Source organism: Pseudomonas frederiksbergensis (assembly GCF_001874645.1).
GTDB lineage: Bacteria > Pseudomonadota > Gammaproteobacteria > Pseudomonadales > Pseudomonadaceae > Aquipseudomonas > Aquipseudomonas frederiksbergensis_B.
In genome coordinates this window covers 5,145,507-5,160,123 of sequence record NZ_CP017886.1, presented here as the reverse complement: position 1 = coordinate 5,160,123, position 14,617 = coordinate 5,145,507, and the positions used below count along the sequence as shown (strand labels likewise).

The window sequence follows — 14,617 nt, the reverse complement described above, 5'->3', positions numbered from 1 at the left end:
AACGGTAGATCAAGTGATGTCAATCTGCCGCACGATTCCTGTGAAAGCAGACCGGCGGCATGACGTTCACGGCCAGGCTGAATCGGTCAGCATTTACCGCCCGGAAAAACGCAACCGCGAGAGCATTCGCAGGTCGCCGTCCAGGTAGTAGTCATTGGTCCAACTGTCATCCACCGCCAGTGGCGGAACCTGCTTGAGGTCCTCTTGTTTGGCGGCATAGCGGAAGCGGTAATGCTCGTAGAAGCGCAGCAATTCCAGCCCGTAACGGTCGGCCAGATCGGTGTCACCGCGAATGATCAGGAAGTTTTCGTCGTTGCCTTCACTCGCGTTGATGCTCAGGTTGTGACTGCCGCTGATAATGGTCGGCGCGTCGGTGGTGAAGTCGACGACGATAGCTTTTAGGTGCACCAGCAGATCGCCCTTCTGGCCTTTCATGCTTTCCTTGAGCCAGCCCTCGATGCCGGTGTTGAGCAACGCGGTGGCGGCGAAATCGGCCGTGCGGTCGGCGTGAAAACCGGTGATGCGGCTGGCGGTGTTTTGCAGGCCATAACGCAGCACATCGTCGTGGGGCTGGCCGAGCAAGGCGTTGAGAATTTCATCCGGCAGCGCGAACGCGGTGACGAACAAAACGTCCTTCTTCGCCGCATTGATGATCTCGACGAATTGCTGCAGATCGGCCTGGCCGGTACGCGGTGAGAAACCGACAAACAATGGCTGCGACGGGTCCATCGGGTTGTTCTTGGTCAACCACGTACGGGTGGCGCCCACATCGGTCGGCGCGGCCCAGATCTGCTCGAACACTTGCAGGTAGCGGGTGGCCACAGCGGCATTGTCCAGCACATGCACCACGTTGGCCTGGCGATAGACACCGTTGTCGGTGAAATTGGTGCTTCCACACAGTATCGACGCTGGCCGATACTCCCCACCACCATCGACCTTGCTCAGGACGATGAACTTGTCGTGGAAGATCGCGTGGGTCACCCGCCCCCGTTTGCTTTCGGCGGGAAGCTTGGCCAGGCTCTCTTCATTCATGGTGGTGTCGGTATCGCCGGGCTTGGCGTGATACAGCACCCTAACCTTGGCGCCTCGCCCGAATGCCGCGTTGACCGCATCGATAATAGTCGGCAGCTGATACTCGTAAATCGCAATGTCCAGCGCCCATTGACCGTCTGCGGCGCGTTCGATGAAACCGGTGATCTCCTCCAGCAAGCCGTTCTCCAACCATTGCCGTGGCGCGGCGGGCCAGTCGTCGAGGGACAGGTTCTTGTTGGCACTCAGCTGTGCATCCAGTTCGGGAAACTCTCGGGAGAACGCCTGACTGGCCGCCACTGCACGATTGAAAATGACATGCTGGCCTGCCGGCAGGCCATTGTCGGTGGTGACCGTCACCGCCAGGGCCTCGCCCAATTGCGGCGCATCCGGCGTGCCATAAGCCAGGTGAACCCGGTAGTTGATCGTTACCCCGGGTTTGACGGTGTAATCGGCCCAGCGAAATTTCTGCAACGGTGCGCTGTCGCTGGGCGTCGCATTGTATTGAGGAAAAGTGTGGGCCTTACCAGGGAAGGTCAGGCTGTTGAACAGAAACTCCCAGGGCCCGCTGCCCTGTTGTTTTTCGATGGCAAAACCGAGCAGGCCTTTGCGTCTGGGCTCGGCCAGGTCCATGGCGAGCAACACGCCGTTGGTTCCGGCATAGGCTTTGACGCGGAAATCGTCCTGACTGTTAGCGGATAGAACACGCATGGTTCACTCCTGTGATGGGCTGAACCCACAGCATAGGTGCTGTGGGCTGTTTGGCAGATTAAAGTGTGTCGATATGCCGATAGTCTGCGTTCAACTGGTGTGCCAGGGCTTTCGCCCGACCCAATCGAATCGGCCCGCGCTCGATGTCTACCAGCAACGCCGGACAATTGAGCGCGACCAGCGCTGGCGGATCCTTGAGGCGGCCATCGGTCAGCAGCAACACCCGTTGTTGCTCTGCCGGAAAACGCTTTTGCCGCAACGCCAGCCAATGCGCCGCTTCATCCAGGGCAGCCAGCAGCGGCGTACCACCGCCCGCGCCTAACGCGTCGAGCCAGTCGCGCAGGCTGGCCGAGGCTTTCAGACCTTGCACCTGCCACTTCGGCGCAGCGCCACTGGCGGTCAACAGCGCCAGTCGCGCACGTTGGCGATAGGCGTCGTCGAACAGTTGCGCCAACAGGCCTTTGGCGTCGCTCAACGCCTGATGACGCCGGGTCGAGGCCGAGGCATCGACAATCACCAGCCACAGCTCATGGGGCGAACGACTGCGCAGGTGAAACAGCAGATCTTCGCGCTGACGCGGACGGCCGTTGAGCAGCGTGCCGGGCCAATTGATCGAGCCGCTGCTGGTGGTTCGACGCTGGCCTTGCCTGCCGTTTTTCAAGTGTCCTGCGCGGGGTTTGGCATTCGCCCCCGCGTCAGATCGAGGGCGAATGCCTAGGGCTTTTTTGGCCAGCTCGGCACTTCACGACGGGCACCAGTGGGCAATGCCTGAGCGGGCATTTCTCCCCATTGGCCCTGGCCTTCGCCAGGGTTCGGTTGCTGGGCTGCGGACGCGTCTGGCGCAGGGTTCTGGCTTGGCGCAGACGGCGGCGTGTCGCGACGACGATGGCGCAGGGCAAACTCGGCCACTGCGTCGATATCGTCCTCGCTGATCGCCTCAGCCCCACGCCACGCTGCATGGGCGCGAGCGGCACGCAGCCAGACCAGATCGGCGCGCAAGCCGTCGACCCCGGCGGCAAAACAACGCTCGGTGATCTGCGCCAGCGCCTGATCGTCCAGAGGAATACTCGCCAGTGCCGCACGAGCGCGCTGGCAGCGTTCACGCAATGCCTGCTGTTGAGCTTCCCATTGGGCGCAGAAAGCCTGGGGATCGCTGTCGAAATCCAGCCGGCGACGGATGATCTGACCGCGCTCAAGCGGCGCCGTGTGACCGCTGAGGGCGACGTTCAGGCCAAAACGGTCGAGCAGTTGCGGACGCAGTTCACCCTCTTCCGGGTTCATGGTGCCGATCAGCACGAAGCGCGCCGAATGCCGATGGGAAATGCCGTCGCGCTCAATCAGGTTGGTGCCGCTGGCAGCGACGTCGAGCAGCAAATCCACCAAATGATCGGGCAACAGATTTACTTCATCGACATACAACACGCCGCCGTCGGCCTTGGCCAACACACCGGGGGAAAACTGCGCACGGCCTTCGCCCAACGCGGCGTCCAGATCCAGAGTGCCGACCAGCCGCTCTTCAGTCGCGCCCAAAGGCAAGGTGACGAACTGCCCGCTGGCGAGCAAATCCGCCAGGCCACGCGCCAACGTGGACTTGGCCATGCCCCGCGGGCCTTCGATCAGCACACCGCCGATTTTCGGGTCGATGGCCGTCAGGCACAGCGCCAGTTTCAGGGCATCGGCGCCGACCACGGCTGAGAGGGGGAAATGCGGGGTGTCGGTCATCGGGATTTCTCGTTCGTGATAGGGGCCTCGTTAAAAGATCGCAGCCTTCGGCAGCGCCTACGCCGAACACATTTCCCCGTAGGAGCTGCCGCAGGCTGCGATCTTGCCAGGCTTGGCCGCTGCAACAAGGTCAACTGTCTTCTTCAATATCCAACAGCAAATTCTCCAACGCCTCCCGATAAGCCCCGGGCTCCTGCCACATCCCGCGTTGCTGAGCTTCGAGCATGCGTTCGGTCATGTCGCGCAAGGCGTGCGGATTATGCTGCTGGACGAATTCGCGGGTCGACGGGTCAAGCAAATAAGCGTCGGCCAGCAAGACATACTGATGGTCGTCAATCAGCTGCGTGGTGGCGTCGAAGGCGAACAGGTTATCGACGGTGGCCGCCAGTTCAAAAGCACCTTTGTAGCCGTGCCGCTTGACCCCGTCGATCCACTTCGGGTTGGCCGCCCGGGAACGAATCACCCGGTTCAGCTCTTCCTTGAGTGTGCGGATCTTCGGCAAGTCCGGCTGACTGTGATCGCCATGGTAGCTCGCCGCCGCTTCGCCGCTGAGGCTTTCGACGGCGGCGAGCATGCCGCCCTGGAACTGGTAGTAGTCGTTGGAATCGAGCAAGTCGTGCTCGCGATTGTCCTGATTTTGCAGCACCGCCTGAACCTGACTCAAGCGCTGGGCAAACTGCTGCCGAGCCGCCGTGCCCTCATCGGAACCGCCGTAAGCGTAGCCGCCCCAATTCAGGTAGACCTCGGCCAGATCCTCGCGACTTTGCCACAAACGCCCATCGATAGCGCCCTGCACGCCCGCGCCATACGCACCGGGCTTGGCGCCGAAGATCCGCCAGCCGGCCTGTCGGGCGGCGGCCTCTTCGTCCAGACCGGCGTGCATCAGCGCTTCACGCTCGCTGCGGACCTTGGCCGCCAACGGATTCATATCATCGGGCTCGTCCAGCGCGGCAACCGCTTGCACGGCCGCGTCAAACAATCGAATCAGGTTGGCGAAGGCATCGCGGAAGAACCCGGAGACACGCAACGTCACGTCCACGCGCGGGCGGTCGAGCAGGCTCAGCGGCAGAATTTCAAAGTCGTCGACCCGCTGACTGCCCGTGGCCCAGACCGGACGCACGCCCATCAGCGCCATGGCCTGGGCGATATCGTCGCCGCCGGTGCGCATGGTCGCCGTGCCCCAGACCGATAAACCCAGCTGACGCAAATGATCGCCGTGGTCTTGCAGGTGCCGCTCAAGTATCAGGTTCGCCGACTGGAAACCAATACGCCAGGCGGTGGTGGTCGGCAGGTTACGCACGTCCACCGAGTAAAAGTTGCGCCCGGTGGGCAGCACATCGAGGCGGCCGCGACTCGGTGCGCCGCTGGGACCAGCCGGGACAAACCGGCCGCCAAGAGCATCGAGCAAGCCGCGCATTTCTGCCGGTCCGCAGGCGTCCAGTCGCGGCGCGACCACCTCGCGCAGGCTATCGATGATCGCGTTGACGTCACCCCAGCCGGGCTGACCCAACAGCTCGACATCAGCGCTCAGCGCCTGTTCGATCAACTGCGCCGCAAACAACTCAAGGCGTTCGCGAGTATCGCCAGCGGTGCGCCACGCCTCAGCGCTGAGGGTTAGCAGCTCGGCCGGCTTCGGGCCCGACCAAGGGTCGGACAACACACAATCCAGCGGATCGAAGCCCAGCGCGAACGCCTTGGCCAAGGCCCGCAACAGACTCGATTGCGCACCGCGACCGTCGCCGCGAGGGATGCGTAGCAACGCCAGCAAGGTATCGATGCGCAGACGCCCGCTCGGCGATTCACCGAATACATGCAGGCCGTCGCGGATCTGCGACTCTTTCAGGTCGCACAAATAGGTGTCCAGACGCGGCAACCAGATCGCCGCGTCCGCGTCGCTGTCGAGCTTCTCGTCGAGCTGCAACTCACGGTCGATGTGGGTTTCACGGACCAGATTGAGGATGTCGCGCTGCAACTCGCGAGCACGGCGCGGGTCGAGCAATTGGGCTTCGTAATACTCGTCGGCCAACAGCTCCAGACTACGCAACGGACCGTAAGTTTCGGCACGGGTCAGCGGCGGCATCAGATGGTCGATAATCACCGCCTGAGTCCGACGTTTGGCCTGCGCGCCCTCGCCCGGGTCGTTGACGATAAACGGATAGATGTTTGGCAGCGGCCCAAGCAACGCGTCTGGCCAGCAATTTTCGGACAGGCCAACGCCCTTGCCCGGCAACCATTCGAGGTTGCCGTGCTTGCCGACGTGAATCACCGCGTGGGCGCCATAGGCCTTACGCAACCAGAAATAGAACGCCAGATAACCGTGGGGCGGCACCAGGTCCGGGTCGTGGTAGACCGCACTCGGATCGACCTGATAACCGCGCGCCGGCTGAATGCCGACAAAGGTCAGGCCAAACCGCAGCCCGGCGATCATCATTCGCCCGCCCCGGAACATCGGGTCGTTTTCAGGCGCTCCCCAACGCTCCAGCACCGCCGCGCGATTGGCTTCGGGCAGCGCGTTGAACATCGAGAAATAGTCGTCCAGCGCCAGGCTTTGCTGGCACGGGCGCAGGTCGATGCTCTCCAGGTCATTGCTGACCCCACCGAGCAATTGCTGAATCAGCGCGGTGCCGCTTTCCGGCAAATCGGCGGGCAACGGATAGCTTTCGGCGTGCAGCGCCCGCAGGATATTCAGCGCCGCAGCCGGCGTGTCGAGCCCCACACCGTTGCCAATCCGCCCGTCGCGGGTCGGGTAGTTGGCGAGGATCAGCGCAATACGTTTTTCAGTATTGGCCACCCGCGCCAGCTCGACCCAACGCCGCGCCAGTTCGGCGACAAAGTCCATGCGTTCGGGTTGCGGTCGATAGCAGACCACGTCGGACTGACTGCGCTCACTGCGCCAGGCCAGGTCCTTGAAGCTGATCGGTCGGCTGATGATCCGTCCATCGAGCTCCGGCAAGGCGATATGCATCGCCAGATCCCGTGGGCCGAGCCCTTGTTCGCTGGCGCGCCAACCGGGTTCGTTGTCCTGGGCGCAGATCGCCTGGATCACCGGAATATTGCGCCGGAACGGCCGCAGGTGCGGGGCTTCGGGGCTGGATTGGGCGAAGCCGGTGGTGTTCAGAATCACCGAAGCCTGCACGTCATCCAGCCAGTCCTCGACCACCGTCAGGCAGCCGGGTTCTTTCAAACTGGCCAGCGCAATCGGCAACGGATTCAGCCCCGCAGCCTGCAAGCGCTGGCAGAAAACATCGATGAAGGCGGTGTTGGCCGCCTGCAAGTGCGAACGGTAAAACAGCACCGCCGCCACGGGCTGATCAACCTGCCAGTCGGCTTGCCAATCGCCCAGCGTCGCGTTGCTTTTGTGTGGGTGGTAAATCGCGGTACGTGGCAGAACCTGCGGTTCAGCCCACGGATAATCGCGGCCGAGCCAACGGCTGGCCAGGCAGCGATACAACGCCAGCGCATTGCCCATGCCGCCCTGACGCAGGAAATGCCAAAGCCGCTCGCGGTCTTCGACCGCTACGGTGCTCAGGTCGCTGAGTTCCGGGTCGGGACGGTCATCGCCCGGTACCAGAATCAACTGCACGCCACGTTGCGAGAGTTCCACCAGGCGTTCGATGCCGTAGCGCCAATAGGCGATCCCGCCGTGCAGCGAGATCAGAATCACCTTGGCGTGGCGCAGCACTTCGTCGACATACACGTCGACCGAGGCGTGATTCTGCACCTGCATCGGGTTGGCCAGGCGCAGGCTCGGGTAGTCCTCGGGCAACTGCTGCGCCGCTTCGGCGAGCAGCGCCAGACTGGAGTCGCCGCTGCACAGAATCACCAGCTCGGCGGGGGTTTGGCCAAGGTCGGCAATGTTGTCATCCGAGACGAAACCGCCGGGCTGGGTCCTGAGCAGGTGCATGGGTTAAACGCTGAGCGCGGCGCGCAATTGCGCTTCGAGCAAGGCAGCGTCCAGTTGCTGGCCGATCAGTACCAGACGTGTGCTACGCGTTTCGTCTGCGGCCCATTGACGGTCGAAGTGCTTGTCGAAACGCGTGCCCACACCCTGGATCAGCAAGCGCATCGGCTTGTTCGGGATCGCGGCGAAACCCTTGACCCGCAGGATGCCGTGCTGGACCACCAATTGGGTCAGGGCATCGAGCAACAGGCTTTCGTCGGCTTGCGGCAGTTCGATGGAAATCGAATCGAAAGCGTCGTGATCGTGATCATCGTGGTCGTCGCCATCGTGGTGATGGTCATGGTGGCTGTGACGGCTGTCGATGTGTTCTTCAGAGCCGGCACCCAGGCCGATCAGCACGTCCAGCGGCAGACGACCGCTGCTGGCTTCGATGATTTTCACCGCTGGCGGCAGTTCTTCGGCAACTTCCAGGCGCACTTTGGCCAGATCCGCAGGGCTGATCAGGTCGGCCTTGTTGAGGATCACCAGGTCAGCGCTGGCCAGTTGGTCGGCGAACAGCTCGTGCAGCGGCGATTCATGGTCCAGGTTCGGGTCGAGCTTGCGCTGGGCGTCGACCTGGTCCGGGAACGCGGCGAAGGTGCCAGCGGCCACGGCCGGGCTATCGACCACGGTGATCACCGCGTCCACGGTGCAGGCACTGCGGATTTCCGGCCACTGGAAGGCTTGCACCAGCGGTTTTGGCAGGGCCAGACCGGAGGTTTCGATGAGGATGTGGTCCAGATCACCGCGACGGGCGACCAGTTCGCGCATCACCGGGAAAAATTCTTCCTGAACGGTGCAGCACAGGCAGCCGTTGGCCAGCTCATAAACACGGCCGTTGGCTTCTTCTTCAGTGCAGCCGATGGAACATTGCTTGAGGATTTCGCCGTCGATGCCCAGCTCGCCGAACTCGTTGACAATCACCGCGATGCGCCGGCCCTGGGCGTTATCGAGCATGTGTCGCAGCAAAGTGGTTTTGCCCGAACCGAGGAAACCGGTAACGATGGTGACGGGGAGTTTGGCCAGTGTTTTCATCGGATGCCCTTTGGCAAGGTGGCGGGCATACGGGACGACAACCGGCGGCGCTTGAGCGCGCAAAGCGGAAGAGTTCGCCACCGGATCACCCCGCCCGGTTGTAGTGAGAATCTGTATCGAGGCAGGTCTCCTGGCTGACGGTGGGCCGGTCTTTCGACTGGCGGTTTCTGCACCTTCCCGCGCCTGAAAACAAAAGAGCGCAGTGGCATGGCAGAAACGCAACCGTTCACAGTTGCGGGGGCAGCCGCGGCATTGACCGCGTTCCCTTCTTAGCTTCGGCGCACGCGCCAAAGAACCTCGAAAGCGCAAGGCTACGCATCGCATCGGGGCGGGTCAATGTTCACTGCAGCTGAGAAACGTTGCCAATTGACGCCCTACCCTCGCCCATGCTCTCCTACACGCCTTGTTACGGGTGCCCTTCACAGGGTGAAACGGGAAACCGGTGAATCATGTGCTTTACTCAAAAGCCATGTCAGTCCGGTGCTGCCCCCGCAACGGTAAGCGAGCGAAGAATCAGATCCACTGTGCCAGTTCGGCATGGGAAGGCGATTCTTGCAGGTTCGGCGAATGCCAGCCCCTCGTGAGCCCGGAGACCGGCCCGCAACACAGAGTGCCTTGCGACACAGGGCAACGAATAACAAACCCGCGGTGGGCGGGCGCTGTTTTAGCTTCCGCGTGCCTGGCTCGCGGGGTTTTCATGCGCTCGATTCACCCACTGACTGACCAGAGGGAAGCGCCATGTCGATCATCAGCAGTACTCGCCACGCCACCGCCAGCAGCACCTCCACCCTGAGCCAACGCCTCGTTGCCGCTATCGGCGCATCGATTCTGGGCGCGTGCCTTGTGTATTTCGCCGGTTTCTCGCACATCGACGCGGTGCACAACGCCGCCCACGATACCCGTCACAGCTCTGCCTTCCCGTGCCATTGAGACCTGCCGACATGATCAAGCGTATTGCGCAGACCGCAGGTTTCACCGGTTTGCTGGCCGCCCTGTTGCTGACCCTGCTGCAAAGTTTCTGGGTCGCGCCGCTGATTCTTCAGGCGGAGACCTACGAAAAAGCCCCGGCGGCTGAAGTCCATGAACATGCCGAAGGCGCCATGGCGGGTCACACCCACGATGCGCAAGCCTGGGAGCCGGAAGACGGCTGGCAGCGCGTGCTGTCGACCACCGGCGGTAATCTGGTGGTCGCCGTCGGTTTTGCGCTGATGCTCGCCGGTCTCTACACCCTGCGTGCACCGACCCGCACCTCTCAAGGTCTGCTCTGGGGTCTGGCCGGTTACGCGACCTTCGTCCTCGCACCGACCCTGGGCTTGCCGCCGGAATTGCCGGGCACTGCCGCCGCAGACCTGGCACAACGGCAGATCTGGTGGATCAGCACCGCAGCCTCCACCGCCGTCGGTATCGCCCTGATCGTGTTCGCCCGGCACTGGCTGCTGAAGGTACTCGGTGTTGCCATTCTGGCCGTGCCGCACATCATCGGCGCGCCACAACCTGAAGTGCATTCGATGCTGGCGCCCGAAGCCCTCGAAGCACAATTCAAGATCGCCTCGCAGCTGACCAACGCCGCGTTTTGGCTGGCCATGGGCCTGATCAGCGCGTGGTTGTTCCGCCGCAAGATCGATGGTCAATACCACGCATGAGTGAAACGGGCGCAGCGCCAACGCTGGTGATCGGCCTGGGCTGCCAGCGCGGCTGCCCGGCCAGCACGCTGCGCGCGCTACTTGACCAGGCGTTGCAGGCTCATCACATCGAATTGCAGACGATCAAGGCCCTGGCCAGTATCGACCTGAAACGTGATGAGCCCGGCCTGATCGAGTTGGCCAGGCAACTGGCGCTGCCGTTGATGTATTTCAGCAGTGAACAACTGGCCGGCTATCAACCGCAACTCAGCCATCACTCGCAAATTGCCTTCGAGCGCACCGGTTGCTATGGCATAGCGGAAAGCGCTGCACTGGCCCTCGCCGAGCAACTGGCCGAGGCGCCGGCAAAATTGCTGATCCCGCGACAAAAATATGCCCAGGCGACGTTTGCATTGGCCGGCGCTGCGTAAAATCCTCGATAATCCCGCCTTCGATCATGAGCAATCTTCATCTGAAGCCTTGCTTTGACCCTTTTTCACAGGAGCCGGCCATGACCGTCTACTTCATTGGCGCAGGTCCCGGCGACCCGGAACTGATCACCGTCAAGGGCCAGCGGCTGATTCGCAGTTGCCCGGTGATCATTTACGCCGGCTCGCTGGTGCCTGAAGCCGTACTGGAAGGCCATCAGGCTGAACAGGTGGTCAACAGCGCCGAATTGCACCTGGAACAGATCATCGAACTGATCAGAATCGCCCATGACAAAGGCCAGGATGTGGCGCGGGTGCACTCCGGCGATCCGAGCCTGTATGGGGCGATCGGCGAGCAGATTCGTCACCTGCGCGAGCTGGACATCCCGTTTGAAATCATCCCCGGCGTCACCGCCACCGCCGCGTGCGCGGCGCTGCTGGGCGCCGAGTTGACGCTGCCGGACATCTCGCAAAGCGTCATCCTGACCCGCTACGCCGACAAAACCACGATGCCGCCGGGCGAAGCGTTCGGCAGCCTGGCCCGGCATGGCGCGACCATGGCGATTCATCTGGGGGTCAATCACCTGGAGAAAATCGTCGCTGAACTGCTGCCGCATTACGGCGTGGACTGCCCGATTGCCGTGGTGCATCGAGCCAGCTGGCCGGATCAGGACTGGGTGGTGGGGACACTGGCAGACATCACCGAAAAGGTTCAGGCCAAGGGATTTCGGCGTACGGCACTGATTCTGGTGGGTCGGGTGTTGGGCAGTGACCATTTCAGTGAATCGTCGCTGTACCGCGCGGGGCATGCGCATTTGTATCGCCCCTAAGATCAAAAGATCGCAGCCTGCGGCAGCTCCTACGGCATCCGCATTCTCCCGTAGGAGCTGCCGCAGGCTGCGATCTTTTGGGGGTCACCCCCAACCTCCCGACAAACCATCACCCACAAAAAACGGCGCTCACGGGGCGCCGTTTTTTTGTTCGCAGTGAACGCCTTGTTTAGTAGTAGGCGTTTTCTTTCTGCGTGTGGTCGGTCACGTCACGTACACCTTTAAGCTCGGGAATACGCTCAAGGAGCGTTCGCTCGATGCCTTCCTTCAAGGTCACGTCAGCCTGGCCGCAGCCCTGGCAGCCGCCACCAAACTTCAACACGGCGATGCCGTCGTCCACCACATCGATCAGGCTGACCTGACCGCCGTGGCTGGCCAGCCCCGGGTTGATTTCGGTTTGCAGGTAGTAGTTGATGCGCTCGTTGACCGGGCTGTCGGCATTGACCATCGGTACTTTGGCGTTTGGCGCCTTGATGGTCAGTTGGCCGCCCATGCGGTCAGTGGCGTAGTCGACCACGGCATCGTCCAGGAACGCTTCGCTGAACGAGTCGATGTAAGCGGTGAAGCTTTTGAGCCCCAGCGCAGTATCTTCAGGTTTTTCTTCGCCCGGCTTGCAATAGGCAATGCAGGTTTCGGCGTATTGAGTGCCAGGCTGGGTGATAAAGACCCGAATGCCGATCCCCGGGGTGTTCTGCTTGGAAAGCAGATCAGCCAGATAATCGTGGGCGGCGTCGGTAATGGTAATGGCGGTCATGGAAGTTCCTCGCAGGCTTGGGCGCAGTTTACGCCAATCATCGCGCCGGACAAAGTCCCAGTATTTTTGTCGGGAAAGAGCCGGTCGCCGCTAGCGGCGACCAGCGAGTCGATCACAGGTTTTCGTAGCGATTCATGTCCAGGACGCCCTCTTCCACCGGATCGGTCTCGTGGATATACCGGCTTAAATCGTGGAAGTACTGCCAGAACTGCGGGTGGCTGCGACGAATGCCCCAGCGCTCGACGATTTTCTCGAAGCCTTGGGCATCCTTGGCATTCTCCATCGCAGCGACAAACTCCGGCACGTGTTCAGCGGGAATGTTGAACATGAAGTTCGGGTAGCTGCTGAGCACGCCGGGATAAATGGTCAATGTGTCCAGCCCCGACTGATAGCGCGATGCCTCGCCGAGCAGGAACGCCACATTGCTGTGGGCACGGTTGCGCAGCAGGCTGTACACCTCGCGCTTGCCGCTGCGACTTTCAATGCGCAGCATCGTCGCTTCCGGCAGTTGATCGATCACCTTGAGCCCGGCCGCCGGGCGCGATGTCAAACGGCTCAACGCCTGCTCGGCATTCTGCAAGGCCGGATCGATATTGGGCCGTGAGCAATAAGCCCCTTCGCAACGATTGATCGGATCAGGCCTGGCGTTCAGGTCACCGTAACGTATCAGCAATTGCTGGGCGAAATCGCGTTTCGGGTCTTTCTCGTCGAGTTTCAGCGCCGTCGGTTTGTCATTGTCGATGCTTTCGTAATCCAGCCACATCTTGAATTTGCCGCCGCTCTGATACCAGTCATCCAGATACCCGTCACGCGAATCGGCCGGCATCAAGCGCAGGAAGTTCTGCTCGGCGCCGTTACGGATCAAGTCGAAATACAGCCGGGTCTGCGCCTGATGGGAAACGTTGCCGAACACGTCGAAGTTAACCGCCAACTGATAATAGGTGCGCTCCAGCAACGGGAAGTCGAACAGCCACATCGTCTGCGGCACCTCACCGATCAGGCCTTTGGTCACTGAGGCGCTGTCAAAATGCCGGAAAATACTCAGCAAGGCATTGTCGTTGCCCGCCCACAGGCTCGACCAGCTGGGTGCCGGTACATTGGCATAAGTGTCACGGCGCAAGGCTTCGTACTCGTTACGCTTGTCGCGGTAGGCATACCACAGGCTCAGCACACTGCCGACATCATCATTCTGGCCGGGCATGGCCAGCAACGGCGTGGCCTTGCCGCGATAACTCGGATCGGTGATGTACACGTCGTGCTCCGGCGCCTGGAAGAACGCCCAGAAGTTGTCGCGGATCACGTCGGTGGCGATCTGTCCGCGACAAACCGGGCCGCGGATAAAGGTGCGCACAAAGTACTCGGCGTTATCGAGCATGAACTGATAACGCGCCTGGGCCGGAATTGCCTGGAAGGTCTCGAAGGGATTGGCGCGACGTTCCGGGCCATAACCGGGCAAGGCGTGGACCTGCCAGTTGCCGTTGTAGAACAGGGTTTTGATCCGGGCCATTTTCGCCGGGCTCAGCGGATAGGTGATGTGCGTCTTGTGCACGATCACCCCTTGCACCGGCCACAAGCGGTAGTACACCTGAGTGCCCGGATCATCGTTCGGGCGGCGGCTGTTGATCAGGTCGATCGGCTGGCCCGTCGGTGTGCGCGAACGCACCCACTGGAAGAAGTGCCCCGGCTCGCCGTCCTTGAAGTAGATATGCGCCAGAAACCAGTGCTCAAACAACCAGCGTGCCACCAGACTTTCACGGGCGCCCGGTGCGTTGAGCAGGTTTTCCCACTGCACCACCTGCAAGGTTTCCCTCGCGCTGGGGACCAGGCCCTGCTGGTCGATTGGCGCGCCGGAGGCCAGCCAGCGTTGCAGCGTCTGGTACTGCTGATCGGTCAGCCCCGTCACCGCCAGCGGCATCCCTTCTTTCGGATGGGCGCCGGCATAGGCTTCGAACTCCCCCGGCATCGGGCACATGTTCTCGCGCTCGAGCCCAAGCACAATGTCTTCCGGAAGCTTGGCGTTAGGTTGCAGCGGTGTCCGGTGGCCGAGCTCCAGCATGCGCGCCATCAGCGCAGCCTGACTGCCTTGAGCATCGAGTACCGAATAGAAGTCCTTGCGTTGCCAGGCCGCTTTGCCAAAGGCGTCATAAAACAACCGTGTCGGCTCCGACGCCTTGCTGCGTTCACCGGCGTAGACCGGAATCTTGTTCGCACCGCGCGCCGCGCCCTCGCCACTGCCCAGATTGAGCTGACAGGCGGCGTCATAGCAGGCATGGCAAGCCACGCATTTTTCAGTGAAGATCGGCTGAATGTCGCGGGTATAGGAGATCGCCGGCGCCGTGCCTTGTGCTGTGGCGGCACTGCTTATAAGCAGCACAAAGAGGCTGATGAAAACGCGATACGACATATCCCTGGTCCCGATCATGAAAAAACGTCGAGATTCTACCGTTCTGGCCCGACCGCCAACATGAGCGATATTCATGCAAAACCGGCTCATGCTCTAAAAGCGCACAGGTTTGCTATTATCCCGGCCCTTCGTAATGGCCTTA

Annotated in this window: 11 protein-coding genes and 2 riboswitches; of the genes, 4 read left to right on the top strand and 7 right to left on the bottom strand. The window is 61.7% G+C overall.

Going from position 1 to position 14,617, the window contains the following annotated elements:
- Positions 1-93: 93 nt before the first annotated feature.
- The 5 genes from BLL42_RS24830 to cobW form a co-directional block, all read right to left on the bottom strand.
- A complete protein-coding gene (locus tag BLL42_RS24830; RefSeq protein WP_071555083.1) occupies positions 94-1,740 on the bottom strand; it encodes a phospholipase D-like domain-containing protein in 1,647 nt (548 codons plus the stop codon).
- 58 nt (positions 1,741-1,798) lie between these two features.
- Positions 1,799-2,401 carry a vWA domain-containing protein gene (locus tag BLL42_RS24825; protein WP_071555081.1) on the bottom strand — a complete coding sequence of 201 codons (603 nt, stop codon included), beginning with the start codon at positions 2,399-2,401 and terminating at the stop codon, positions 1,799-1,801.
- Positions 2,402-2,454: 53 nt separating this feature from the next.
- Entirely contained in the window at positions 2,455-3,462 is a 1,008-nt protein-coding gene (locus BLL42_RS24820; RefSeq protein WP_071555079.1) for a magnesium chelatase ATPase subunit I, read from the bottom strand.
- Between the two features lie 130 nt (positions 3,463-3,592).
- Entirely contained in the window at positions 3,593-7,366 is a 3,774-nt protein-coding gene (gene cobN, locus BLL42_RS24815; protein ID WP_071555077.1) for a cobaltochelatase subunit CobN, read from the bottom strand.
- Positions 7,367-7,369: 3 nt separating this feature from the next.
- Complete coding sequence (gene cobW / locus BLL42_RS24810; protein ID WP_071555076.1) at positions 7,370-8,437, bottom strand: cobalamin biosynthesis protein CobW; 1,068 nt, start codon at positions 8,435-8,437, stop codon at positions 7,370-7,372.
- 103 nt (positions 8,438-8,540) lie between these two features.
- A riboswitch (cobalamin riboswitch) is annotated at positions 8,541-8,752 on the bottom strand.
- Positions 8,753-8,830: 78 nt separating this feature from the next.
- Positions 8,831-9,053: riboswitch (cobalamin riboswitch) on the top strand.
- Positions 9,054-9,175: 122 nt separating this feature from the next.
- On the opposite strand from cobW, the gene BLL42_RS24805 reads away from it, so the two are divergent.
- The 4 genes from BLL42_RS24805 to cobM all read left to right on the top strand — a co-directional run bounded on the left by BLL42_RS24805 (position 9,176) and on the right by cobM (position 11,317).
- Positions 9,176-9,367 carry a CbtB domain-containing protein gene (locus tag BLL42_RS24805; RefSeq protein WP_071555074.1) on the top strand — a complete coding sequence of 64 codons (192 nt, stop codon included), beginning with the start codon at positions 9,176-9,178 and terminating at the stop codon, positions 9,365-9,367.
- A gap of 11 nt (positions 9,368-9,378) precedes the next feature.
- Complete coding sequence (locus BLL42_RS24800) at positions 9,379-10,080, top strand: CbtA family protein (RefSeq protein WP_071555072.1); 702 nt, start codon at positions 9,379-9,381, stop codon at positions 10,078-10,080.
- Entirely contained in the window at positions 10,077-10,490 is a 414-nt protein-coding gene (locus BLL42_RS24795; protein ID WP_071555070.1) for a cobalamin biosynthesis protein, read from the top strand. Before BLL42_RS24800 ends, BLL42_RS24795 begins: the two co-directional genes overlap by 4 nt.
- Positions 10,491-10,570: 80 nt before the next feature.
- Entirely contained in the window at positions 10,571-11,317 is a 747-nt protein-coding gene (gene cobM / locus BLL42_RS24790) for a precorrin-4 C(11)-methyltransferase (protein WP_071555068.1), read from the top strand.
- 169 nt (positions 11,318-11,486) lie between these two features.
- Here cobM and nfuA read toward each other — a convergent pair whose 3' ends face one another.
- Complete coding sequence (gene nfuA / locus BLL42_RS24785) at positions 11,487-12,071, bottom strand: Fe-S biogenesis protein NfuA (RefSeq protein WP_071555067.1); 585 nt, start codon at positions 12,069-12,071, stop codon at positions 11,487-11,489.
- Between the two features lie 112 nt (positions 12,072-12,183).
- Complete coding sequence (locus tag BLL42_RS24780) at positions 12,184-14,475, bottom strand: fatty acid cis/trans isomerase (RefSeq protein ID WP_071555065.1); 2,292 nt, start codon at positions 14,473-14,475, stop codon at positions 12,184-12,186.
- Between the last annotated feature and the right edge of the window lie 142 nt (positions 14,476-14,617).